This window comes from Pseudomonas sp. NPDC089406, from assembly GCF_044900265.1.
Classification (GTDB): domain Bacteria; phylum Pseudomonadota; class Gammaproteobacteria; order Pseudomonadales; family Pseudomonadaceae; genus Aquipseudomonas; species Aquipseudomonas fakonensis.
Genome location: NZ_JBJDNC010000025.1, coordinates 81,998 through 105,211, shown reverse-complemented (window position 1 = coordinate 105,211; position 23,214 = coordinate 81,998). Strand labels below are relative to the sequence as shown.

Annotated in this window: 16 protein-coding genes; 10 read left to right on the top strand and 6 right to left on the bottom strand. The window is 63.2% G+C overall.

The features are described from left to right. Window positions 1-212: 212 nt before the first annotated feature. The 4 genes from ACI2KK_RS18370 to ACI2KK_RS18355 form a co-directional block, all read right to left on the bottom strand. On the bottom strand, window positions 213-2,702 hold the full coding sequence (locus tag ACI2KK_RS18370) for a TonB-dependent siderophore receptor (protein ID WP_404669994.1): 2,490 nt from the start codon (window positions 2,700-2,702) through the stop codon (window positions 213-215). A gap of 100 nt (window positions 2,703-2,802) precedes the next feature. Beyond that, the gene (locus ACI2KK_RS18365) at window positions 2,803-3,738 is read right to left on the bottom strand and encodes a FecR domain-containing protein (protein ID WP_404669993.1); all 936 of its coding nucleotides are present in this window, start codon (window positions 3,736-3,738) and stop codon (window positions 2,803-2,805) included. Continuing rightward, window positions 3,738-4,238: a sigma-70 family RNA polymerase sigma factor gene (locus ACI2KK_RS18360; protein WP_404669992.1), complete on the bottom strand. Its 501-nt coding sequence runs from the start codon at window positions 4,236-4,238 to the stop codon at window positions 3,738-3,740. Before ACI2KK_RS18360 ends, ACI2KK_RS18365 begins: the two co-directional genes overlap by 1 nt. 144 nt (window positions 4,239-4,382) lie before the next feature. Next, on the bottom strand, window positions 4,383-5,357 hold the full coding sequence (locus ACI2KK_RS18355; protein WP_404669991.1) for a D-2-hydroxyacid dehydrogenase family protein: 975 nt from the start codon (window positions 5,355-5,357) through the stop codon (window positions 4,383-4,385). Window positions 5,358-5,893: 536 nt separating this feature from the next. Here ACI2KK_RS18355 and ACI2KK_RS18350 point away from each other — a divergent pair. After that, window positions 5,894-6,580, top strand: coding sequence for a helix-turn-helix domain-containing protein (locus ACI2KK_RS18350; protein WP_404669990.1), 687 nt, complete (start codon window positions 5,894-5,896; stop codon window positions 6,578-6,580). Here the strand turns inward: ACI2KK_RS18350 and ACI2KK_RS18345 are convergent. After that, the gene (locus ACI2KK_RS18345) at window positions 6,563-7,444 is read right to left on the bottom strand and encodes a sterol desaturase family protein (protein ID WP_404669989.1); all 882 of its coding nucleotides are present in this window, start codon (window positions 7,442-7,444) and stop codon (window positions 6,563-6,565) included. The two genes, ACI2KK_RS18350 and ACI2KK_RS18345, sit on opposite strands and share 18 nt — an antisense overlap. Before the next feature lie 246 nt (window positions 7,445-7,690). On the opposite strand from ACI2KK_RS18345, the gene ACI2KK_RS18340 reads away from it, so the two are divergent. The 9 genes from ACI2KK_RS18340 to ACI2KK_RS18300 all read left to right on the top strand — a co-directional run bounded on the left by ACI2KK_RS18340 (window position 7,691) and on the right by ACI2KK_RS18300 (window position 20,370). Further along, window positions 7,691-7,981 carry a hypothetical protein gene (locus ACI2KK_RS18340; RefSeq protein ID WP_404669988.1) on the top strand — a complete coding sequence of 97 codons (291 nt, stop codon included), beginning with the start codon at window positions 7,691-7,693 and terminating at the stop codon, window positions 7,979-7,981. A 25-nt stretch (window positions 7,982-8,006) separates the two neighbouring features. After that, entirely contained in the window at window positions 8,007-8,636 is a 630-nt protein-coding gene (locus ACI2KK_RS18335) for a DUF3885 domain-containing protein (RefSeq protein WP_404669987.1), read from the top strand. A gap of 433 nt (window positions 8,637-9,069) precedes the next feature. After that, window positions 9,070-10,791 (top strand): ShlB/FhaC/HecB family hemolysin secretion/activation protein, encoded by a 1,722-nt coding sequence (locus ACI2KK_RS18330; protein WP_404669986.1) that lies wholly within the window; start codon window positions 9,070-9,072, stop codon window positions 10,789-10,791. A gap of 23 nt (window positions 10,792-10,814) precedes the next feature. Continuing rightward, window positions 10,815-17,996 carry a DUF637 domain-containing protein gene (locus tag ACI2KK_RS18325; RefSeq protein ID WP_404669985.1) on the top strand — a complete coding sequence of 2,394 codons (7,182 nt, stop codon included), beginning with the start codon at window positions 10,815-10,817 and terminating at the stop codon, window positions 17,994-17,996. Beyond that, entirely contained in the window at window positions 17,996-18,280 is a 285-nt protein-coding gene (locus ACI2KK_RS18320; RefSeq protein ID WP_404669984.1) for a YrhB domain-containing protein, read from the top strand. The genes ACI2KK_RS18325 and ACI2KK_RS18320 overlap by 1 nt, the downstream gene beginning before the upstream one ends. 147 nt (window positions 18,281-18,427) lie before the next feature. Next, window positions 18,428-18,694, top strand: a complete 267-nt coding sequence (locus tag ACI2KK_RS18315; protein ID WP_404669983.1) for a hypothetical protein — start codon at window positions 18,428-18,430, stop codon at window positions 18,692-18,694. A 231-nt stretch (window positions 18,695-18,925) separates the two neighbouring features. After that, a complete protein-coding gene (locus ACI2KK_RS18310) occupies window positions 18,926-19,288 on the top strand; it encodes a hypothetical protein (protein WP_404669982.1) in 363 nt (120 codons plus the stop codon). An 83-nt stretch (window positions 19,289-19,371) separates the two neighbouring features. Further along, window positions 19,372-19,845 carry a hypothetical protein gene (locus ACI2KK_RS18305; RefSeq protein ID WP_404669981.1) on the top strand — a complete coding sequence of 158 codons (474 nt, stop codon included), beginning with the start codon at window positions 19,372-19,374 and terminating at the stop codon, window positions 19,843-19,845. Between the two features lie 195 nt (window positions 19,846-20,040). After that, complete coding sequence (locus ACI2KK_RS18300) at window positions 20,041-20,370, top strand: hypothetical protein (protein ID WP_404669980.1); 330 nt, start codon at window positions 20,041-20,043, stop codon at window positions 20,368-20,370. Window positions 20,371-20,756: 386 nt separating this feature from the next. Here the strand turns inward: ACI2KK_RS18300 and ACI2KK_RS18295 are convergent, their stop codons facing one another. Further along, window positions 20,757-23,207: a TonB-dependent siderophore receptor gene (locus ACI2KK_RS18295; protein WP_404669979.1), complete on the bottom strand. Its 2,451-nt coding sequence runs from the start codon at window positions 23,205-23,207 to the stop codon at window positions 20,757-20,759. Window positions 23,208-23,214 lie beyond the last annotated feature (7 nt).

The following is a 23,214-nucleotide window of genomic DNA, read 5'->3' as shown; positions in this document are numbered from 1 at the left end:
CGTAGGGGGCCGGATGATAGGAGCAGGCGGTTTTGCTTACTTTTGCCAAGACAAAAGTAAGCCGCCGTAAGGGCGGAAAGGTGACGAAAAGCGCTAATTGTCAATGAATGCGCATACATCTCCCAAAGCAATAACCATAATCTCCGAACCCGAACCCGAACCCGAACCCGAACCCGAACCCGAACCCGAACCCGAACCCGAACCCGAACCCCTCAGAAATCCCCTCTAAGCGTCAACATAAAATTCCGCGGCTCGCCGTAGTAGTTCCCCCACCCCGTGGCCCCAATCGTCGCGTAATACTTCTTGTCCAGCAGGTTGTTGCCGTTAAGCGCCAGGCTCCAGTGCTCATCCAGCCGGTACTGCACCCGCCCACTCCACAACGTATACCCCGCCTGCTCGATCCGCAGGTCGCCCTGGCGCCGGTAGTTGTCGCTCTGGCTGCTTACCCCCGCCCCGACGGTCCAGCGCTCCAGGGCGCCACCCAGCTGGTAATCCCCCCACACCTTGAGCATGTGCCGCGGAATGAAGCTTGAACTGAAGGTCAGCTCGGTCGGGTCGGTGGCCTCGATGGTGCTCAGGTACTTGGTCTGGGTGTAGGTGTAGCCCGCCAGTAATTGCAGGCGCTCGACCGGCGAGCCGCTGACCTCGGCCTCGAACCCCTGGGCGCGGACCTTGCCGTTGTCGGTGTAGCAGTACTGGTCGCCCGAGCCCTTGCAGGTGCCGATATAGTCGGTCTCGGCACGGTGCTCTTCGGTGGTGCGGAACAGGTTGAACGCAGTATTGAGCCCGCCGCCGAACAGCTCACCCTTGATACCCAGCTCGTAGCTGGCACCGGTCTTGGGCTGCAGCGCCTGGCCCTGGGCATTCACCAGGTTGCTCTGCGGCTGGAAGATGTCGGCGTAGCTGGCGTAGGCGGTCCACTGCTCGTTCAGGTCGTACAGCACGGCAGCGAACGGCGTCACCTGGCCGTTTTCCTGGCTGCGGTTGCGCACCCAGTAATCCCAACGCTGGGTGTAGGAGTCGCTTTCGTTGCGGTACCAACTGACCCGGGTGCCCAGCACCAGCGTCAGCGGCTCGGCCAGCTTCAGGCGCAGGTTGGCGTAGGTGCCGAACTGGCGGGTGGTGGAGTCGGTGGGCACGGCGCCGCCACGGGTGGGGTTGAGCAGAAACTCATCCTTGGATGGGTGCGGGAAGCTGGACGAGGGGTCGAACGGGTTCTGGGTGCCACTCAAGGCCATCAGTGCGAAGTAGTCGTGGGTCTTCTGGTGGCTGGCGTTGGCGCCGACGATCAGCTCGTGCTCAAGGCCGAAGGCGCGGAATTTGCCATCGACGTAGGTATCGAAGCCGTAGTCGGTCTGGTCGTAGTCAAAACGCCCGGCGTAGCGGCCGATGCTCGCGGTGCCGGCACCCACCGGCACCGCACCTTCGGCGTAGCCGTACTCGATGTTCTGGTTGTTATGGGTGTAGACCGAGGCGAAGTTCAGCGTCCAGTCGTCGTTGAAGCGATGCTTGAGGTCGGCAAAACCTGTGATGCGCTGGCTCTGCAGGTCGTTCCAGCTGGCGCCCAGGCAGGTGGAACGCGACAGCTTGAGGTCGTTGCCGTCGGCGTAGCGCGGCAGGCCGTGGTAGCAGGGCGAGGCGTCGACGTCTTCATAGGCCAGGCCCACCCCCACGGTGGTGTCAGGGGTCATGTCCCAGTCCAGGGCGCCGTACAGCACCTGGTCCTGGCGCTTGGCGTTGTCGTAGAAGTACTGGCGGTCCTGCAGCGTCGCCACCGCGCGCCCGCGCACGCTGCCCGATTCGTTCAGCGGCCCGCCCACATCAACCTGGCCGCGGTAGTTATCCCAAGTGCCGGCCGACAGCGTCACGCTGGTGCGGGCCTTGTCCTGGCCACGCTTGCGCACGAAGTTGACGCCGCCTGCCGACGAGCCCGAGCCCTTCATCATGCCGGCCGCGCCCTTGAGGATCTCCACCCGGTCATAGAACGCCATGTCGCTGGAAAAACTGTTGGCCTGCACGTAGTTGCCGCCCACATCCAGCGGCACGCCGTCGTACTGGTACTGGCCGTCGAGGTTGAAGCCGCGCGAGTAGAAGTACTTGCCGCCCATGGGCGAGTCGTACACGGTGATGCCCGGGGTCTTGTCCAGCACCTGCTCGAGGGTGTTGAGGTTCTGGTCGTCGAGCATCTTGCGGGTCATGACCGTGACCGCCTGGGGCGTCTCTTTCAGGGTGTGCACGCCCTTGCCGATGGTCACCGCGCGGGCCGCATAGGACTGGCTGCCTTCGCTGGTGGCGTCGAGGCGGCTGCCCTCGATGTTCAGCGGCCCCAACTCCATCGCCGCACCATTGGCGGCCGGCACCAGCACATAACCACCGTTGCCCTGGCGCTGGGCCTGCAGGCCGCTGCCGGCCAGCAGCCGCAGCAGGGCTTCATCGACGCTGTAACTGCCATCCAGCCCCGGGCTGTTGAGGTTGCGCGCCTGGGCGGTGTCGAACGAAACGGTCACCCCGGCCTGCACGCCGAACTGGGTGATGGCATTGCCCAGCGGGCCTGCGGGCACGTGGTAGGCGGCCATGCCCTGGGCCATGGCCTGGGCGGGCAGCAGCAGGGTGCCGGGCAGGCTGGCGAGGGACAGGCCGAACGCCGCCAGGCGGATGGCCTGGCGCAAGTGGGCGGCGGGGCGGGGGCGAACGTGGGGCATCGAGTGATCCTTGCGTGTCATGGCAGAAAGTCGCTGTCGTCGCGGCTTGTGTCAGGGACGGGCGAGAATCGAAATCAGCAAGATTGGCGTTAAAAAAGTTTCAGGCAGGCTCCACGCTCACCCAGTAACGGCTCAGGTAGCGCACGCTCACCGGCAGGGTTTTTGGCAGGTTGGCCAGGGCGATGTCGGTGTCGTCGACGCTGAATGCGCCGGAAATGCTCAAGGCCCGAACCTGCGGCGCACAACGCAACACCCCTGGCCGGTAGCGCGCCAGTTCGTCGATGAAGTCGCCCAGGCGCCAGTCATTGACGCTGAGCATGCCCATGCGCCAGGCGGTGCTGTCCTCGGGCAGGGGGCGGGCGGGCCCGAACTGCTCGGCATCAAAGCTGGCCTGCTGCCCGGCCTCCAGGCGCAGCACCCGGCCAAGGTGGTGTTGCGGGCGAATCTCCACGGCCGACTGCAGCACGCCGACGCGGGTTTGCGCGGGCAGCTGGCGCACGCTGAACGCGGTGCCCAGGGCGCGCACGCTGCCGTTACCGGTGTGCACGATGAACGGGCGGCGGGCCGGGTCGGCGGCGGTCTTGATGAATACTTCGCCCTGGTACAGCGCGATGGCCCGCAGAGTAGCGTCGTACTGCACATCCAGCGCGGTGCCGACGTTCAATTCGAGCTGTGTGCCATCCGCCAACTGCACGCTGCGGCGCTCGCCGGAGCCGGTACGTTGTTGGGCCATCAGTGCCTGATAGGGCAGCCGTTCTGCCGCCAACCAGCCACTGCCGCCCAGCGCCAGCAGCAGGCCCAGTACCTTGAGCACCTCGCGGCGCTTGGCCTGGGCAGCCCCCAGGCTGCGCAGCGCGGCCTGCGGCGGCACCAGGGCCCATTGCTGCTGGAGCTGTTCCACCCGGGCCCAGGCGGCGGCATGCTGCGGGCTGGCCGCCAGCCACTGGCGCCAGGCCTGGGTGCGCGAAGCGCTGGTGGTGCCGTCGTTGAGCTCGACGTACCAGGTGGCGGCGGCTTCGAGGGTGTTCAGGTCCATCAGTGTTCGGCCACCAGCAGGCAGCGGGTCATGGCGCGCACCAGGTGGTTTTTCACCGTGGTCACCGACACCCCGAAGCGCTCGGCCACCGCCGCGTAGGGCAGGCCCTCCAGTTGCACGGCGAGGAAGATGTCGCGGGTGCGCGGGCCCAGTTCATCGAGCAGCGCATCGACCGCCACCAGCATCTCGATGATCGACAGGCGTACTTCGGGGGATACCTCCACCGGTTCCGGGCGCAAGGCCAGGGCTTGCAGGTAGGCCTGCTCGATGGTGCGCCGGCGCACCTTGTCGATCAACAGCGCACGGGCGATGGCGCTGAGGTAGCTGCGCGGCTCGCGGATAGGCAGTTGGCTGCGCGCGGTCATCACCCGCACGAAGGTGTCCTGGGCCAGGTCGGCGGCATCGGCGGTATTACCCAGCCGCGCGCGCAGCCAGCTCTTCAGCCAGCCGTTGTTTTCGCTGTACAGCTGGTGGAGCGAGGCTTTGTCGAGCGCCGACATGCAGGCAATCCGTGATGTGAATGGGAATTGCTCGCATTGTTGCGGGGTGATGGGTGGATTGCAAGTGCCGCAGGCCTGCGACGGCCGGGCGAACAGCGTGGCAGCGGGCTTGCCTGCCCCCACGCATTTCGTATGTTCAGCGCCTCAGCGTTTGCCCAGCGCCTGCGGGTTGGCCACATTCACTGGCGCACCGTCGAAAAACGCCAGCACATTGTCGAACGCATCGCCGAAATACAGCTCGTAGCCGTTCTTCTCCACATAGCCCAGGTGCGGCGTGCTCAGCACCCGCGGGTGGCGCAGCAGTGGGTGGTCGGGGTCGAGCAGCGGCTCTTGCTCGAACACATCCACCGCGGCAAACCCCGGCCTGCCGGCATCCAGCGCCTGCAGCAAGGCGCCCGGTGCAATCAGCTCGGCGCGGCTGACGTTGACCAGCAGCGCGTCAGGCTTCATCAGCCCAAGGTCCGCCAGGGTCACGCCATGCCGGGTGCTGTCGGCCAGGCGCAGGTTCAGGCTGAGGATATCCGCCTCGGCAAAGAACGCCTCGCGCGACGCCGCCGCGCGGTGCCCGTCGGCTTGCGCCGCGGCGCGGCTGGCCTCGCTGCCCCACACCAGCACCGGCATGTCGAAGGCCTGGGCATAGCGCGCCAGGCGTTGGCCGATCTTGCCGTAGCCCCACACCCCCAGCACCTGGCCGGCCAGGGCCTGGCCCATGTTCACCTGCCATTGGCCCTGGCGGAATGCATCGATGGCCGGCACCAGCTGGCGGCGGGCGTTGAGGATCAGCGCCCAGGCAAGCTCCGCCGGCGCCACCGGCGAGCCGCGGCCTTCGGTTACCACCACGCCCTGCGCGGTGCAGGCGGCCAGGTCGAGGTGGCCGGCGACCTTGCCGGTCTGGCTGATCAGCTTGAGCTTGGGCAGGCGCTCGAGCAGGGCGGCGTCGATGCGCGTGCGCTCGCGGGTGAGCACCAGGGCATCGGCGTCGGCGAAGCGTTCGGCCAGCTCGTCCAGCGAGGCGGGCTCGGCCTGGTGCAAGACCGTGACGTCGTGTGCGGCCAGGCGGCTGAAACAGTCGAGGGTGCGGATCACGTGCTGGTAGTCGTCGGGGATGACAATGCGCATGGGGGTGGCCTGGGGCTTGAGGGGGTTGGGGGACGATAGCGCAGGAGGGGATGGGTTTGCGAGGGGGGCTGGGCGCGCGTTGAGGCTTGGTGTTCTCAAGGAGGTTGGGGTGGGGCTTGCAGGTGCTCGCCGGAGGTTTTGCAGCGCCTGTCCGATCGAGCGCCGCCCGCGCGGCGCTTCGCGGTGGTTCGGCACCCCGATAAACCCGCTCCCACAGTTTGTTTCGGGCCAGTCTCTCCTGTGCCGGTACCGGGTCCGCCTGTTTGTATGCCGCGGTTTCAGCGTGGGCATTGCAGCTGTCTCACATGACTCCGGGCATGCACCAAGGCAGGCGCCGGTACTTTCTCAGACATCATTGGCCCGAAACAGACTGTGGGAGCGGGTTTACCCGCGAAGCGCCGCGCGGGCGGCGCTCGATCTGATGGGCGCTGCAAGGTTTGTGGCGAACACCTGTCAGCCCCACGGCCCCCGTGCCCCCATGACAGCCCGCCCCCCGGCCGCTACCATCCCAGCCGCAACCCGGGAAAGGAACACCCATGAATCACCTGCCCACCCAAAGCTGGCAAGGCGAAATCTGGCTCGGCGATGACCATTGCCTTTTGCTCGGCACAGTGGCCCGTACTGCCCCCCACGAGCACTATGCCCACCAGGTACTGATAGGCCTCGACGGCCCAATCGAAGTGGCCCTGGGCGAGCAGCACCAGCGCGGCCCGCTACTGCTGATCCCGTCCCGCCAACCCCACGCCATTCTGAGCGACGGCGCACGCTGCCTGACTCTGTTCGCCGAGCCGCTGGCCTTCGACCTTGGCGACCTGGCCCAGGCCTGCGAACTGGCCGGCAACCACCCCCAGCACCTGGCCGAACAGCTGCAAACTTGGCCACGCCGCCCGCTGCCTCCGCGCCTGGCCAGCGCCCTGCAGCGCATTCGCACGCTGGACGAACACAGGCTGTCAGCCCGCGAACTGGCAAGCACGGCGGCCTTGTCGATCAGCCAGCTCGAACGCCTGTTCAGCGGCACCCTGAAGCTTTCGGTGCGGCGCATGGTGCTGTGGCAGCGCCTGCGCATCGGCATCCAGCTGGCCCTGGGCGGCGCCAGCCTGACCGACGCCGCCGTGGCCGCAGGTTTTGCCGACTCGGCGCACTTCAGCCGCAGCGTGCGCCGTCAGTTCGGCCTGAGCCCCGGCAGCGCCCTGCGCAACCTGCGCTTATGCACGCTCGGCTAGCGCCTGCTGCAAGGCCGCCGGCAGCACCGCAGGCGGGTGCGCCGAGGTGTTGTTGAACGGTTCGCGCAACTGCGCCAGGTACCCTTGCGGATAATCCGGCCGGTCAACGATGCCCATGTCGTCGTCGGCCAGGGCATAGCCCGGCAGGTGCAGGGCGGTACCCAGCAAGCGGTCCCACAGCGGGAAGAACAAGGCAAAATTGACGTCCCCGGCGGTGCCGTACTTGAGGTGGTGCAGGCGATGCACCGGCGCCCAGGCGAACACATGGCGCAGCCAGCCGATGCGCATGTCGACGTTGCTGTGTTGCAGCAACAGCTGGGTCGACACGCTGAACGCCAGCAGCAGCGCCACTTCCACCGGTAGGCCGAGCAGCAGCAGGGGCAGGGTGCCGCCCAGGGTTTCGAGCATCTGGTGCAGAGGGTGTTTCATCAGCCCGTTGAAGCCGTACAGGCGCTTTACGCTGTGGTGCACTGCGTGCAGGCGCCACAGCAAGGCGCTGCGGTGGCTGGCGTAGTGCACCAGGGTGATGCCCAGGTCGGCCAGGGCGATGGCCGCCAGCAACTGCAGCGCCAGCGGCCAGTGGGCGGGCCACAAGCCCAGGTTTGGCAGCCAGGCCGCCAGCAGCGGCACGCTGGCCACGCTGGCGATGGTCAGGCCTTCGTTGACCAGTGCATGGCACACATCGCGCGGGCCATCGCCGGCAGGTTGGTTCCAGGCGGGCTTGTAGGGCATCAGTTGTTCGCAGGCCAGTGACAGCAGTACCGCGCAGGCCAGCAGCAGTATCAGCCAGGCGGGGTCGTGGGCCAGTGACAGGGCGGCGCCGATGAAGCCGAAGAAGAACAATGGGGCGTATAGCGTGCGCATGGGCAGCTCCTTGCGATTGGGCTGCCAGTGTTGGCGGGGTGGCGGGGTGGGCGCTTGAACGAACGGCGCAAGCAGGCCAGCTTGCTTGTGCGTGGGAGGCGATCACCGGCAACGCCGGTGCCATCCGTGCGGTGGCCAGGCCCCCGACGTTTTCGCGGGTGAACCCGCTCTGACAGGTTTGCGGTGGCTGCCTCGGCGGGTTACGTTCTATGCGTGGCAAAGGTTCAAGAATAGGGAGGGGGCGGGGTGATGGATGTCTTTCGGTTCAACAGGGAAGTAATGCCTCTGTTGAATGGCTTTTCCGTGGTGCGTTCAACATTCCCCGAGGGGGACTTTGGCGATCTTGAGCGGATAGAAATGGCAGGCTTGAACAAGTTGGCGACCGTGGAGTTCTGGTCAAGTGGTTGGGTGGCTATTGATGTTTTCGATTGCGTTTGTGAGCAGCAGGTCATGAATGTATTGCTTTCTCCTGCACAGAAAGACCTGGTCCCTGAAGCATTTGAAGCGCTCTTGGATAGATTGATTCGTAACGCTTAAACACGCTGGTAAAGGAACGTACCTGGTGCCCCTCAAGCAAGACATTTTCAACACCTTCGGAGCGAGCATTTTCGAAAGGCCGGTGTTTTATTCGCAACCCGGCGGCCTGCGCTTCGAACTGTCGGAGCAGGGCAGTGCAATCGAGCTGTTCCTGCAGGCAATGCACAAGGCCACGGTGGTCTGCCGCGACCTGTTTTACGGTGAAGAGCCGCTGGTGGTATGCCTGCAACTGCACAGCAATCAGCGTGGTGATTTTCGTCGCATCTACAGGGCGCTCAATGATGCCGGCATCCGCATTCCGGCGCAGCGCGAGTCATGGAGCGAGAAGACCCACCCGGACGACTGGTTTAGCGAGGATGAGCCTGAATACCAGTTGTACCTGGCGTTCAAAGCCCCGCTTTCACTGCTCGAACCGTTGTTGTGGTGCGCCTTGGCCAGCGACTTTCAGGCCATTCGGCCGAAGCCACGGTGTGCTTTCTTCCTGTTCAACCTGAACAAACGCCTGATGGTGTACCCCTACGATGATCGCGGCATGGATGTGGTAGGGCCCGGGCACGAGGCGCTGGGTGAGCTTTACGAGGCGCATCGGGGCTGGCTGCTGGATTACGACCGGGAGGCCATGGAGGCGACATTTGCGCCCGCTGAGGGTGAATGATTGACCATCCACCCTGTAGCCTGCCGCGCCAGTCAACCCGCCCCCACAGCTTTGCTGTGGCTGCCCGCAGGGCGCCACACCTGTAGGAGCCGGCTTGCCGGCGATGGGGCCCGCCCAGGCAACCTGAGCGAGAAACGACAACACTCCTGAGTGTTTCGTTTTACGTCAAAACCCCGCCCAAACCCTTCGCTTCCTACACAAATCAATCGGCACTTCCCAATTCCAGGTAGGGCATTTCCCAACCAGCTTTTGCCTGCTTTTTTACCTGAATAACCCGGCTAATCTCGCCAGGTCGCCACCGTTGCTAACAGGTGGCCAGCAGGGCGCACACAGCAGAAGCAACTCTTCTGCAGGCGGGTAAAAACCGCCCGGAATGCAAGCATTTGCCACGCTATTGGCCAGCTCCCATTCCGCGCCCTTCAAAGTCGCCAACATGCCATCACCAGGACGTGCCGTGCATATTCCCCTTGCAACGGCAGCGGTGCTTTGCACCCTGCTCATGACCACCCTGCCTGTACTGGGCGCCACTTCGGCGGGCGATCAAAGCCTGATTCGCGAGCGCCAGGATAAGCTGCTGGACGACCAGCGCCGCCGCCTCGAAGAGCTGCAGAGCCTACCCGGCCGCGAGCAGCCCGAAGCGCTGGCGCCAACCCCGGCCGACAGCCGTTGCTTCACGGTAACCAGCATCGCCCTGGTGGGTGCCGATTCATTGTCCGAGGCCCAACGCGGCCGGCTGCTAAAACCGTTCCTCGGGCAGTGCCTGGGCGTTAGCGGGCTGAACGCAATTCTCAAGGCCATCACCGACCACTACATCGCCAGTGGCTTGGTCACCAGCCGTGCCTACCTGCCGCCGCAGGACCTGTCGGCTGGCCACCTGAAAGTGCAGGTGGTCGAAGGGCGCCTGGAAAAACTCCAGCCCGAAGACGGCAGCGGGCTGTCGCCACGTGAGTTGCACATGGCCTTCCCGGGGCGCGAAGGCGAGCTGTTGAACCTGCGCGAGGTCGAACAACTGCTCGAGCAGCTCAACCGCCTGCCGTCCAACCAGGCGCAGATGGAGCTGGTGCCGGGCCAGGCGGTCGGTGGCAGTGACGTACGGGTGAAGAACACCCCCCAGGCCCCCTGGCGCGCCTCCCTGGCCCGGCATAACGACGGCCAGCGCAGCACCGGCGAGCAGCAGTGGGGCCTGGCCCTGGCCTGGGACAACCCGCTGGGGCTGGCCGACCAGCTCAGCCTGCGCGGCGGGCGTGACGCCGTCAGCGACCACCAGCGCAGCTACCAAAGCCGCATGCTCGACTACAGCCTGCCCTGGGGGTGGTGGACCTTTGGCTACACCTACAGCGCCAGCGAGTACCGTACCCGCGGCCAGGGCCTGGGTTTCGACTTCAAGTACACCGGCGAAAGCCAGGCCCACCAGTTGCGTGCCGAGCGCGTGCTGCACCGCGATGCCCGCAGCAAGACGGCCTTGAGCACCGGCCTGAGCCACCTGCGCACAGCCAGCTTCATCGAGGACAGCAAGCTGGGCAATGCCAGCCAGCGCATCACCGAGGCGCAGTTCGGCCTCAGCCATGGCCGGGTGGTCGGCAGCGCCTTCGCCAACCTCGAACTGGGCATGCAGCAAGGCATTGGCGCGTTGGATGCCATGGGTGACGGCCACCCGCGGGGCAACCAACCGACCGCGCGCTACCGCAAGTACAGCGCCACCGCCAGCTACCTGCTGCCGTTCCAGCTATGGGGCGAGCGCTTGACCTTCAGCAGCCTGGCCACCGGGCAGCGCAGCGAAGACGTGCTGTACAACAGCCAGCGCATCAGTGTCAGCGGTCAGGCGGCGGTGCGCGGCTACAAGGAGCAGTTTCTCTCCGGTGACAGCGGCGGCTACTGGCGCAACGAGTTGCGCTGGGCCCGCCCGGTGACCTGGGGTTGGCTGGCGCCTGTGCTGCAGCAGTACGGCGTCGGCATCGCCTATGACCAAGGTGTGATCCGCCACGACGCCTACAGCGACGGCCAGAACGGGCGGGTTTCGAGCAGCGCCGCCGAGCTGTTCGTGGCCGGCAAACATGCCAGCGCCAGCGTGACCTTCGCCCATTCCCTGGAGCGCCCGCGCGCCCTCGAAGCGCGCGAAGCCCCGATCTACTTCCGACTTGAACTGCTGCTGTGACAGCGCACCGAGGACCTTGCGATATGGACATCAAGCAGACGGCCCTTTTGGCACGTCATTCTGCCCGCCTGGCCGCGCGTGAGCGTTTCTGCGGGCTGCCCAAGCGCGGCATCGCCTGGCTGCTGGCCAACGCGCTGTTCTGGCAGCCGGTGTGGGCGTTGGCCGACGGCATCGTGGTCAGTGGCACCAGTACCACCTTGGGCACCGCCGGTAACGGCGTGCAGGTGATCAACATCGCCAGGCCGAACGGCAGCGGCCTGTCGCACAACACCTTCGAGCAGTACAACGTCGGCAGCCAGGGGGTGATCCTCAACAACGCCACAAGCCAGACCCAGCACACCCAACTGGGCGGCATCATCATCGGCAATGCCAACCTGCAAGGGCAGGCAGCAACCACCATCCTCAACGAGGTCACCGGCAACAACCGCACCCAGCTCAAGGGCTACACCGAGGTGGCCGGGCAATCGGCGCGGGTGATCGTCGCCAACCCCTACGGCATCACCTGCAATGGCTGCGGCTTCATCAACACCCCGCAGGCCACCTTGACCACCGGCAAGCCAGTGGTCAATAACGGGCGCCTGGAACAGTTCAGGGTCGAAGGCGGCGATATCAGCCTGGAAGGCGCCGGGCTCAACGCCAGCAACATTGAGCAGTTCGACCTGATCACCCGTTCGGCCAGCCTCAACGCCAAGCTGTACGCCAAAAAGCTCAACGTGGTGACCGGGCGCAACCAGGTCGATGCCAACAGCCTGCAGGCCACCGCGTTGGCCGCAGACGGCTCGCCAGCACCGGCGCTGGCCATCGACAGCAGTGCGCTGGGCGGCATGTACGCCGGCGCCATCCGCTTGGTGGGCACCGAGCAGGGGGTGGGCGTGCGCCTTGACGGCGAAATGGCCGCCAGCGCCGGGGACATCAACATCGATGCCAACGGCAAGCTGACCTTGGCGACCACCGCCGCCAGCGGCTCGGTACAGGCCAAGGCCGCCGGCGTCGAGGTACGCGAGGCACTGTACGCCGGCCAGGATGTGAGCATCCAGGCCGGCGACGAGCTGTTCAACCACAAGAGCATTGCCGCTGGCGGCACGGTCATGCTCGCCAGCAACGGCAGCCTGAACAACCTGGGGCTGGTCGAGGCGGGGGTGAATGCCGACAACAGCCGTAACCTAGAAGGCGACATACAGCTGCAGGCCAAGGACTTGCGCAACAGTGGGCAGGTGGTCGCCACCCGCACGCTCAGCGCCAGCGCCGGGCAACAACTGGACAACCGCGACGGCAAGTTGGTCGGCAAGCAGGTCAGCGTCACTGCCAGACAGGTCGATAACCGCCGCGGCCTGATCGCCGCCAGCGAAGGCAGCACGGCCGTCACCGGGCACCAGCGCCTGGACAACGAAGGCGGTACTGTCCAGGCCGGTACGCAGTTGACCGTGGCCGGGGGCGAGCTGTCCAACCGTGGCGGCACCCTGCTGGGCAAGGCGGTCACGGTCAGTGGCGCCAGCCTGGACAACAGCGGGCAAGGCAAGGTGGTGGCCGACAGCGGTGCCTTGCAGGTGAGCGTCGCCGATGCCTTGAACAACCAGCAAGGCCGCCTGCAGGCCGGCATTGGCCAACTGACCGTCAAGGCCGGCGCAGTGGACAACCGCCAAGGCGTGGTAGTGGGCGAGCAGGTGCAGGTCAGCGCCACCCAGGGCACGCTGGACAACCGCGGTGGGCAGTTGCTCGGCACCCGCCTGCAGGCGCACGGCACCGAGGCCATCGACAACCGCGACGGCGGCCAGTTGCTGGCCGGTAGCGACGGCCTGAAGGTCACCACCGCGCTGTTGCACAACCAGCAAGGCATGCTGGTTGCCGGCGGCAGCCACGCCGAACTCGACCTGGGGCAGGGGCGCCTGGACAACCAGGCGGGCAGCATCTCCGCCGCCAGCGTGGCACTGACCGCCGCACAGGCCGACAACAGCAAGGGCCGCCTCACCAGCCTGGGCGGCAACCTGACGCTGACGGTCGGGCGCCTTAGCAACCACGGCGGCCTGATCGAGGCACGCCATGCCCTGCTGCTGGCCGGCCAGCAACTGGACAACAGCGCCGGCGGGCGCCTGCTGGCGCACTTGGGCGAGTTCAGCCGCATCAGCGTCACCGAGAGCCTGGTCAACAACGCCGGGCGCATCGGGGTCGGCAGCCAGGCATTCACCCTGGCCACTGGCCTGCTGCAAAACCAGGGCGGGCAGATCGAGCACGTCGCCAGCGGCCAGTTCAGCCTCACGGCCGAACGTGTCGAGGGCGCCGGTGGCCGGGTGGTCGGGCTGGGCGACGGCCAATGGACCGTCGCCCAGGTGCAGGGCAGCGGCCTCTGGCACCAGAACGGCACGCTGGCCATCAGCGGCTTGCAGAACCTGGCCCTGTACGCCGGCGACCGGGTATCCAGCGTCGGCAACCTGTCGTTGCAGGCGGTGAGCCTGGACAGTGCCGGCGAGTTGCTCAGCGACGCCAACCTCGACGTCACGGTCAGCGACAGCCTGACCAACCAGGGCCTGATCTCCACGCAAAAAGCGCTGACCCTGGCCGCCCACGACCTCACCCAGCAGGGTGGGCGCATTGCGGCCGGCGAAGCCATCAGCCTGCAGCTGAGTGGCGCGCTCGACAACCAGGGTCGTCTCACCTCCAGCGGCAACCTGGCCGTCAGTGCCGCGCGCATCGACAACCGCGGCACCCTGGGCGCGCAGCAGGCCCTGTCGCTCACCGCCAGTGGCGCTATCAACAACCAGGCTGACAGTTTGTTGTTCTCCGGGGCCGACATGGTTTTGCGGGCCGACAGCCTGTTCAACCGCTACGCCGATATCTACAGCAACGGCAACCTCAGCTTCGCCGCAGTTGATGACGGCAAGGCCAACCGGCTGAGCAACTTGTCCGGCAGCATCGAAAGCGTCGGCGACATGGCCATCAAGGTGGCCGAGCTGGAAAACGCCAAGGCCGAGTTCGAAGCCACCCAGGCGCCGGCCAGCCGCTACATCCAGATCAACTGCCTGGACTGCAGCGGCGACCACCACACCGGCTACTACATCGTCCACACCACCTATGAAGGCCAGGTACTCAAGGATTCCCCCGCAGCGCGGCTGCTGGCCAACCGTGACCTGCGCATCGACGCCGACACACTCGACAACGTGCAGAGCCTGCTGGCGGCCAACCGTGATGCCATCGTCAACGCGAAGGACTTCCACAACCGCGGCGTCACCCTCGACAACCGCCGGGAGAGCATCAGCTACTTGCTGTCGGGGGTGACTCAGGACGCCTACCGGGTCACCGAGGCGGCGACCAACAGCTGGAACAGCCGCAACCGCAACCGCCCGGTGGACGAGCAGACGGCAATCCCCACCGCCGTCACCCGTTACGGGGTAGCCCACAGCACCAGCACCTTGCTGCCTGGCAACGGCGTCACCTACACCGGCACCGTGCAGGCCGGTGGTTCGCTGCGGTTGAACGTCAGCAACGAACTGGTCAATGGCAGCCTCGACGCCCAGGGCACCGCCCAGCTTACCGGCAAGGCCCTGGACAGCAGCGCCAGTGGCGCCGGTCTGCAGCAGGTGGTGCTCAATACCCCGGTCGGTGATACCAGCACGCTCAAGGATGTGCAGCGCATCGAGACCCGGTTGCCGGATGGCAGCGTGCAGGTCAGCTTCGTGCCCGTCGATTTCAGCGGCGCGCCCTTCGTCAGCGTTGATCCCACCGCAGCATCGGGCTTTCGCCTGCCTGAAGGCGACTACGGCCTGTTCACCCGCAGCCGCAATCCGGCCGGCCAGTACCTGGTAGAGAGCAACCCGGCGCTCACCGACCTTTCGCAGTTCATGAGTTCGGACTACCTGCTGGGCCTGCTCGACTACGACCTCACCGACGCCTCCCGCCGCCTCGGCGATGGCCGTTACGAAACCCGCCTGGTGGCCGACGCAGTACGCACCCAGACCGGCCAGCGCTTTTTGGCCGAAGGCCTGGGCAACGACTACGAGCAGTTCCGCTACCTGATGGATAACGCCATCGCCAGCAAGGATGCGCTGGGCCTGAGCGTCGGCGTGGGCCTTACTTCCGAGCAGGTTGCGGCGCTGACCCACGACATCGTCTGGATGGAGGAGCGCGTCGTCGATGGGCAAAGCGTGCTCACGCCTGTGCTCTACCTGGCCAAGGTGGACTCGCGCAACCTGCGCGGCGCAAGCCTGGTACAGGGGCGCGATGTGCAGCTGTTCAGCGGGGCAGACCTGACCAACGTTGGCACGCTTCGGGCCAGCGAAAACCTTTCGGCGCTGAGCGGGGGCAACCTTTACCAGGGCGGTTTGGCCCAGGCCAACGACCAATTGAGCCTGATGGCCACCCAGAGCATACGCAACGCCCTGGCCGGGGAAATCCGTGGCGACAAGGTCGAGCTCACCAGCCTGACCGGCCAGATCCTCAATGACCGTACCGCCATCAGCGTGAGCATCGGCGGCGGCAGCCAGACCCGCGTGGATGCAGGCGCCAGCATTGTGGCGGGCTCGCAGCTGTCGCTGTCTGCAGGCACCGACCTGACCAACAAGGGCCAGATCAGCAGCGGCGGTGACGCCAGCCTGACGGCCGGTGGCGATATCCACTTGCTGGCAGTACAAGACCGTACCTTCACCCAGGAAGCTCTGCGCCGCGGCCTGCGGGTGGAAGAAAGCATCACCCAGCTGGGCTCCAGCGTAACCGCAGAAGGCTACCTGAGCCTGCAGGCCGGCAACGACATCAACCTGCTCGCCAGTACCGCCAAGGCCGGTGACAGCCTGTTCGTCGACGCCGGCCACAACGTCAACCTGCTTTCGGCGGCTGACGAACACAACCTGGACAGCACCTACAAGAAGGGCCGGAAAAAGGTCCACGAAGTGGACAACCAGAGCCGCCAGGTGGGCAGCGCACTGAGCGCCGGCGACTACCTCGGTATCGAGGCCGGCAACGACGTCACCCTGTCCGCCAGCAGCTTGAACGCAGGTGGCGATGCCTATGTGTATGCCGGCAACCAGCTGAGCTTGCTGGCAGGCCAGAACAGCGACTACTCGCTGTACGACATGACCAAAAAGGGCAGCTTCGGCAGCAAGCAGACACGGCGTGACGAAGTCACCCAGGTGACCCATGTCGGTAGCAGCGTCACCACCGGCGGTGACCTCACCCTGGAAAGCGGCGGGGACCAGCGTTACCAGGCAGCCAGGCTGGACAGCGGTAATGACCTGACGCTTGAGAGCGGTGGGGTTATCAGCTTTGAAGCGGTCAAGGACCTGAGGCAGGAAAGTCACGAGAAGAGCAAGAGCAACCTGGCCTGGCAGTCGGCCGAAGGTAAGGGCTGGACTGACGAGACGCTGCGCCAGACGCAGTTGATTGCTCAGGGGAACGTGGCGATCGACGCTGTGAAAGGGCTGAAGATCGACGTCAAGAAGCTTGACCAGAAAAGTGTTAGCCAAGCCATCGATGCCATGGTGAAGGCTGATCCGAACCTGGCATGGCTGAAGGACGCAGAGCTACGAGGTGACGTTGATTGGCGGCAGGTGCAGGAGATTCATGACAGCTGGGAGTACAGCAGCTCAGGCATGGGGCCTGCCGCGCAGCTCGCTGTCGCCATCACCGCCGCTGCTTTGGGTGGTATGGCGGCGGCCAGTGCGCTCAGTGGCCTAGGTGCCGGGACGGTGCTAACAGGCGCCGGTATCGGTATTGCCGGGAGTTGGTCCAGCACGGCCGCTGTCAGTCTGATCAACAACAAAGGCGACCTGGGTAAGGTGCTGCAAGACAGCTTTAGCAGCGACAGTTTGAAGCAGTTGGCTATTGCAGCCGTTGTGGGCGGGCTTACAGCGGGCTACTTCGACAAGTGGACAGGCACCGAAACACAGCTCCCCACCGACAAGATTCTCACGCAGTTGAACACGGTAGGCGGTGTCAGCCGATTTGCCGCCAATCAGGCACTGCAAAACATCACCAGTACAGCTTTGAACAAAGCACTGGGGCAAGGAGGAAGCTTTGGTGATGCGTTGAAAGACTCGCTTTACAACACATTGGCAGCGTTCGCCTTCAATGCCGTAGGCGACCTCAAGTTCGAAAACGGCAGCGTGACGAAAATTGCAGCTCATGCATTGGTGGGAGGGCTGGTGGCGGAGGCTACCGGCAGGGACTTCACCAGTGGCGCCGTCGCAGCCGGTGCCAACGAGGCGCTGGCTACCCAGCTACGGCAGGTTCTTACTCAACTCAGCCCAACCAACAGGGACGCCTTGCTGGTGATGTCTTCGCAGTTGGTGGGGCTGGTGGCTGTGGGCTTGGTGAGCTCGGATGCGAAGGACCTGGAAACCGGGGCATGGGTTGCCAAGAACGCTACGCAGTACAACTTCCTCAACCATGAGCAGACTGAATATTTCGTCGAGGATATTCAGGCGTGTGGCGGGAAAACCCAGTGCGAAAGCAACGTCTGGGAGGGCGCGGGGTACAACAAGGAGAGCCTGGCCAACCTCGAAGACGCGTTGAAAACCGTAGGGCCGGCGCGTGCGAAAGACCTGATGACCCAGATCGCAGGCGGGCTGGCTGCGTTGGGGCAGTTGCAATGCACGACAACCATTTGTGAGGAATACAAATTCGAGTTGATCGACAGGAGTTTCAAGGCGCTGGGAACCTTGGAGGAGGTGTATGGCATTGGCGCTGTGGTGGTTGGTGGTATTGCGGGGATGGCAGGGGGAGGGAGTCGGCCAGGTGCGTCGAAGGCATACGAGTACTGGGCTTCAGCCAGAGCAGGGCGTGGTGAGAGTGCAGGGCCGGGGAATGCAGCTGAACAAACCGCAGGCTCGATAACGAACGTTAACCCGGGATTTCCGAAAACCGGGAGAACTCACAACTGTGTTAATTGCTCTATTGCTACCGATGCAACGCTGGGAGGAAACCCTGCGTCCGCACTGCCGATTTACCATAAAAAAGGGGTGCCGTTGACGGTGTTGGAAAAGCACTTTGGCTCTAAATTTGGCCCAGTGCTTGCGCAAGACAACATCATGCGGCAAATTCAAAACTCTGGGAATGGCGCGCGGGGAATTGTGTACGGTTCCAATGGCGTGGGAACGGTAGGGCATGTTTTTAATGTGGTTAACCAGAGAGGGGTCGTTAGGTTTCTCGATGGACAGACTGGGAAGGCTGCAAAAGTTGATGATTATAAGTTTCTGCAGTTATTGAGGACTAATTGATGGTTACCTATGTTGAAGCTCTGGCGCTGGCAAGAGAGTACTTGGAAGACTCGGATATTCCATTGGAAATAGTATATGAGGGGGAGTTTTCTGAAGGTTGGTATTTCTGTTATCAGTCGAAAGAGTATTTGGATACGGGGGAAAGCTCTGCGAAACTTGCAGGGAATGCTCCGTTTATAATTGATAGGACGACTGGCGTGCTTCATGAGTTTGGTACGGCATATTCCTTGGAGAGCTATTTGGAAGAGTATGTAAGGTTGAAGCTTGAGGGGTCGTCTGAGTAGGCGAAAGGGTAGCGTGTGTGTATGGGTGTTATATTTAGCGTGCGCAGTTTTATGCTGAGGGGTGGAGTTCTCTTTGTTGGGTGTCGATGTGTTTAGGTGTGATTTGTTTGCGATGCAAAGAGCTCTATTGTAAATTTCGGTGCGTTTGTGAGAGCTACTTGGCTTGAGGGTTTGAAGGTGAGGGTTGAAAGCGATTTGAATTTTGAGGTTTTGCACTATAGCGATAGTCGCTACGAAAAGCTGACGGCTGAGGTTCAATACAAGGGGCAGCCGATTGCTCAGATAAATCAAGATCGGGGTGTGGGTAATTTGGAGTTGGAGATTTTTGCAGATGTAGAAGATGCAGTTTTGAAGGTTCCTCTCTCTGGTTTTTTGCAAGCAATTATTTTGGCGAAGGAATTTATAGCGGAGTAAGGTTTTTGTAGCGCTGTTTGCCCTGCCCCTTGGACAGATCCGAGCAGGCAAGAGTGCAGGTGTGTCAGGGCGTGCCTTGCGGGGCATAAGCCTTGGTCTTGAGCCGATTGACGACCGAAAATTGGTGTGGAGGCATCAAGGCGTGGTTCATGTTCGGAGTTGCCCAAGAAAGCTCTGCATGCAGTCGGAGAAATATTGGTTTTGCTCAGGACCTACTAAAGGATATTAAAAATGCTATCGGCAGATGAGTTTTTTCTGAGCTTTCTTGCCTGGTTCAAGGACTTTTCAGGTGTTTCTACACAAGGGCTTGAGGCGTCGCTAGATGAATTCGGTGGAGTGGCTGGCGTTATTGAGGATTCGCTTTATATCTCGGCTTGTGAGGCGTTGGCCGCGACCTTGGTAAGGGAGAGCGAATTTTATGAGGTTATGCGTTTGCTTAATGAACCTGCGCTGAAGGAAAACGGAGAGTATCTTTATTATTTTGTAGAATCGTTAATAGATCATTCTGTTGCTCGTGGCGATGATGTCAAGAGGCTGGTGCTCATGGCTCCTGAAAATTACAGGGTGTTTTTATGTAGGCGCTTCAGCGTTTGATGAGGTTTTGGTTTTGGCTTGTTGTGGCCTTGGAGCAGGGGGCGTCGAAGCCGCGACGCGGAGTAACTCGAGAGGATAAAGGGATGCCTGAGATCAAAACAATAAAACCGTTCAATGGCTTGAGAAAATACACGCAGTGGGCTTCGCTTTGGGCGGACCCAAGTACAGTTGATATTCTAGGCTACGTGAGTGAGGTTTGCCACCCTGAGGACTGTCTGGTGTTCTGTCGGTTGCTGCTTCCCGATTTTACTGTTGCCAAAGGCGGGGTATTTCTAAGCGATAAATATAGCGAAGAGGGTGTTGAAGCGTGGATAAGGCACCTGGATGGCGACATGCGTGCAGTTGAACGTGTTGTGAATCATACGCATATGTATGATGTGTTTGCGTGCTGCAAGGATGATGTTGAAGATATTATTTATTTGCAGTTGGCTGAGATTATTGCAGTGTCTTGGCGTTTGGTGTTGAAGCAAAAAATTCCAGACCGCGATTTCATCGTAAACGTTTCGAATACAGATCAAGACTATGGCCCTACAATTGAGCTTTTTCAGGTGGGGTGAAGCGCCCGAATACCGTTTGATGCTGCTTTCCCATGTGTGGGATGTTGGACCTCTAACTGAGTCTCTGGTTTTTCAAAGCAGTAGGACTCAATGTGTTTGGCTTGAGTATGTGGGCTGAGTTATGAGGGAGTTCCTGCGATAGCTAGTAGGCTTGTTGCCGGCGGAAGTCGATGATGTAGATTCGGAGAAATAGAAATGGAGTTTGAAGTGATGGGGCAGCCGAGTCTGGAAGACTGGAATTTTCAAGTGCTTATGCTTGTGCAGGCACTGACGGGGGCGGTTTCTGCCAATTTCAGAATGGTACTGCTTTTGTGGGATGGAAGGCAGTGGGTACTGCGGTTTTATATTGAGGAAGATATTGAAGAAGATATTGATGAGATTGAAGATGTGGTGTGTCAATATACGGCGTATCAGGACTGCCATCTGGAGTGTTGCTCAGAGATTATAGTGGGTAATGGGAGTCTTTCGGGGTTGGCGGGTGGCGGTAGAGTTGTTTATCGACGCCGAGAAAGTTCTGTGTATTAGTTTGTTGGTTGCGTCGTGGTGTTAGATTTTGAAAAGGTGAGCTGTATTTGAAATGAGTTTGAGTGAGGGTTGAATGAGTTGAGGTCGCTGTCTATCGGTGTGTTGCATATTGAAAGCGTTGTGTCGGGCGCTGGGTGCGAGTGGTTGGGGATAACCAAGATGTTTCTGGTGTATTGGGTGGGAAAATTATCTCCTACAGTAGTGCGTAGGGCTGGGTTTGCATTTGTAAGTGTGCGCTGTCTTTGCAGGAGCTGGCTTGCCAGCGACAGGGCCAGTAGCCTTGGTGCAAATCCGGGTCTGCAGGCCCGGCCCCAGCCGGTGGGCCGCGCGGGTACCTGCAAACTTGCCCGGCCCCATCAGGCAGCGCCTGAAGGGGCCAGCCACCCTCAGAAATCCGCCCGCAGGGTCACCGTGTAGTTGCGCGGGTCGCCGTAGTAGTTGGCGGCATGCAACCAGCCGATGCTGGAGTAGTACTTCTTGTCGAACAGGTTGTTGCCGTTCAACGCCACGCTGAAGTTCTCGTTGATCTGGTACGCCAACCGCGCGTTCCAGATGGCGTAGCCGGCCTGCTCGATCTTGCCCACGCCGTCGGTGCCGCCGAAGTTGTTGTGGTAGTTGCGGCTCTGCACGTTGGCGCCACCTCCCACGGTCCATTGCTGGTAGTCGCCGGGCAGGTTGTAGTCGGCCCACACGCGCAGCAGGTGGCGCGGGGTGAAGGTGTTGAACGCGGCGCCGCCGGCAGACTCTCCATCGCCCGGGTCATTCAGGTACTCGGTGTGGGTGTAGGTGTAGCCGGCAAACAGCTGCAGCCCGGCCAGCACCTCGCCGCTGACCTCGGCGTCGAAGCCGCGGGTGCGCACCTTGCCGCCGTCCACGTAGCAGTTGGTGTCGCAGGCGCTGTTGCCGTTGTACTGCGCGCGGTTTTGCTGGTCGACCTGGAACAGCGCCAACGTGGTGTTGACCCGGCCGTCCAGCAGCTCGCCCTTCAAGCCCATCTCGTAGTTGGCGCCCTCGATGGGCTTGAGGGTGCTGTTCTCTTCGGTCAGCTCGGTCTGCGGCTTGAAGATGTCTGCGTAGCTGGCATAGGCCGACCACTGCTCGTTCAGCGCGTAGATCAACCCGCCGTAGGGGGTGAACTCGCCGCTGCTGCGCGCATGCGCCGGGGTGGGGGAGTCGGCGTTGAAGCGCTGCAGTGCATAGTCGTACTTGTAGTTGCTGGTGCGCCCGCCCAGCACCAGGGTCAGCGGGTCGGTGAGCTTGTAGCGCACCACGCCGTACACGCCGTCCTGGCGGATCTTGCCGTGGGAGGTGCCGGCGTAGCTGGTGCCCAGCAGTTGGTCCATGGTCGGGCGCTGGGGCGAGACCGGGTCGTAGATGTTCATCGGGCCGAGGTTGAGCAGGCCGCCCTGCAGGTCGTCGGTCTTCAGGTCGCTGGCGTTGGCGCCCACCACCACCTCGTGCTCGCGGCCGAAGGCGCGCCACTTGCCGGTGAGGTTGACGTCGGCAGCTTTGGTGATGTTTTCGAAGTCGTACAGGTAGGCGCGCGAGCGCATGCCGTCGCCGGTGGCCGGGTCCACGGCGCCGCGGCCGAAGCTGTAGAGGATGTAGTTGGTTTCGCGCAGGTAGGTGCCGGAGGCCTTCAGGCGCCAGTCGGCGTTGAAATCGTGGGTGATGTCGGCGAAGTAGCTGGTCTGCTTGTTGTCCCACTTGTTCCAGTCGGCGCCGGTGTAGGTGGAGCGGCCCACGTTCAGCGAGCTGCCATCCTTGTTGCGCGGCAGGCCGCTGAAAAACGGCGTGGAGTGCAGGTCTTCGACGCTGGCGCCGGCGGCCACGGTGGTGGCGTCGTTGATTTCGTATTCGAGCATGCCGTACAGCACGTTCTTGCGGCTGTCGGCGGTGTCGTAGAAGTAGTCCTGGCTTTCGTGGGCGGCCACCATGCGCCCGCGCAGGGCGCCGTCGGCGCTCAGCGGGGCGCTGACGTCGAGGGTCTGGCGGTAGCTGTCCCAGGAGCCGGCGCTGGCGGTCACCGACAACGCGGCCTCGGCCTTGGGCCGCTTGCGCACCAGGTTCACTGCGGCGCCCGGGTTGCCGCTGCCTTGCAGCAGGCCGTTGGCGCCGCGCAGCACCTCGACGCGGTCGTACAGCAGGGTGTCGGCGGTGAAGCTGCTGCCGATGGCGTAGTAGCGCCGGTCCATCGGCACGCCGTCGTACTGGATGGTCTCCACCTCGAAGCCGCGCGAGTAGATGTACTTGCCGCCGGACGGGCTCTGCAGGGTGGTGATGCCGGTGGTTTTCTCCAGCACTTTGTCGAGGGTGTCCAGGCGCTGGTCGTCCATGGCCTTGCGGGTGACCACGCTGACCGACTGCGGGATATCTTTCAGGCGGTGGGTGGACTTGCCGATGGTCACGGCGTTGGCGGTGTAGCTGCCGGAACCTTCGGTTGTGGCCTGGTCTTGCCGGCCGGTGATGTTCAGCGGCTCCAGGTTCAGTGCCGCGCCGCCGTCGGCAGCGTTCAGCGGCAGCGGCTCCAGGCCGTACACCTTGCCCCCGCGCGGTACGGCGCGCAGGCCGCTGCCGGCCAGCAGCAGGGCAAAGCCTTCGTCGATGCCGTACTGCCCGTGCAGGCCTGGGCTGGCAAGGCCGCGGGTGAGCTCTGAGGTGTACTGCAGGGTGACGCCGCCTTCACTGGCAAAGCGCGCCAGCACCTGGGCCAGGTTGCCGGCGGCGATGCTGTAGGCCTGCGGGGCCTGCACGGGGGCGGCGCTAGTGCTGGCGGCAAAGCCTTGCAGGGCGATGGCCAGGGCGCTCAGGGCGAGCAGTTGACGGGGTTTGCCCATGGCGCGA

Excerpts from the sequence above, each read along its gene's own strand:
- ACI2KK_RS18370 (WP_404669994.1), bottom strand. The coding sequence starts at position 2,702 with ATGCCCCACGTTCGCCCCCGCCCCGCCGCCCACTTGCGCCAGGCCATC.
- ACI2KK_RS18365 (WP_404669993.1), bottom strand. The coding sequence starts at position 3,738 with ATGGACCTGAACACCCTCGAAGCCGCCGCCACCTGGTACGTCGAGCTC.
- ACI2KK_RS18360 (WP_404669992.1), bottom strand. The coding sequence starts at position 4,238 with ATGTCGGCGCTCGACAAAGCCTCGCTCCACCAGCTGTACAGCGAAAAC.
- ACI2KK_RS18355 (WP_404669991.1), bottom strand. The coding sequence starts at position 5,357 with ATGCGCATTGTCATCCCCGACGACTACCAGCACGTGATCCGCACCCTC.
- ACI2KK_RS18350 (WP_404669990.1), top strand. The coding sequence starts at position 5,894 with ATGAATCACCTGCCCACCCAAAGCTGGCAAGGCGAAATCTGGCTCGGC.
- ACI2KK_RS18345 (WP_404669989.1), bottom strand. The coding sequence starts at position 7,444 with ATGCGCACGCTATACGCCCCATTGTTCTTCTTCGGCTTCATCGGCGCC.
- ACI2KK_RS18330 (WP_404669986.1), top strand. The coding sequence starts at position 9,070 with ATGCCATCACCAGGACGTGCCGTGCATATTCCCCTTGCAACGGCAGCG.
- ACI2KK_RS18325 (WP_404669985.1), top strand. The coding sequence starts at position 10,815 with ATGGACATCAAGCAGACGGCCCTTTTGGCACGTCATTCTGCCCGCCTG.
- ACI2KK_RS18320 (WP_404669984.1), top strand. The coding sequence starts at position 17,996 with ATGGTTACCTATGTTGAAGCTCTGGCGCTGGCAAGAGAGTACTTGGAA.
- ACI2KK_RS18310 (WP_404669982.1), top strand. The coding sequence starts at position 18,926 with ATGCTATCGGCAGATGAGTTTTTTCTGAGCTTTCTTGCCTGGTTCAAG.
- ACI2KK_RS18305 (WP_404669981.1), top strand. The coding sequence starts at position 19,372 with ATGCCTGAGATCAAAACAATAAAACCGTTCAATGGCTTGAGAAAATAC.
- ACI2KK_RS18300 (WP_404669980.1), top strand. The coding sequence starts at position 20,041 with ATGGAGTTTGAAGTGATGGGGCAGCCGAGTCTGGAAGACTGGAATTTT.
- ACI2KK_RS18295 (WP_404669979.1), bottom strand. The coding sequence starts at position 23,207 with ATGGGCAAACCCCGTCAACTGCTCGCCCTGAGCGCCCTGGCCATCGCC.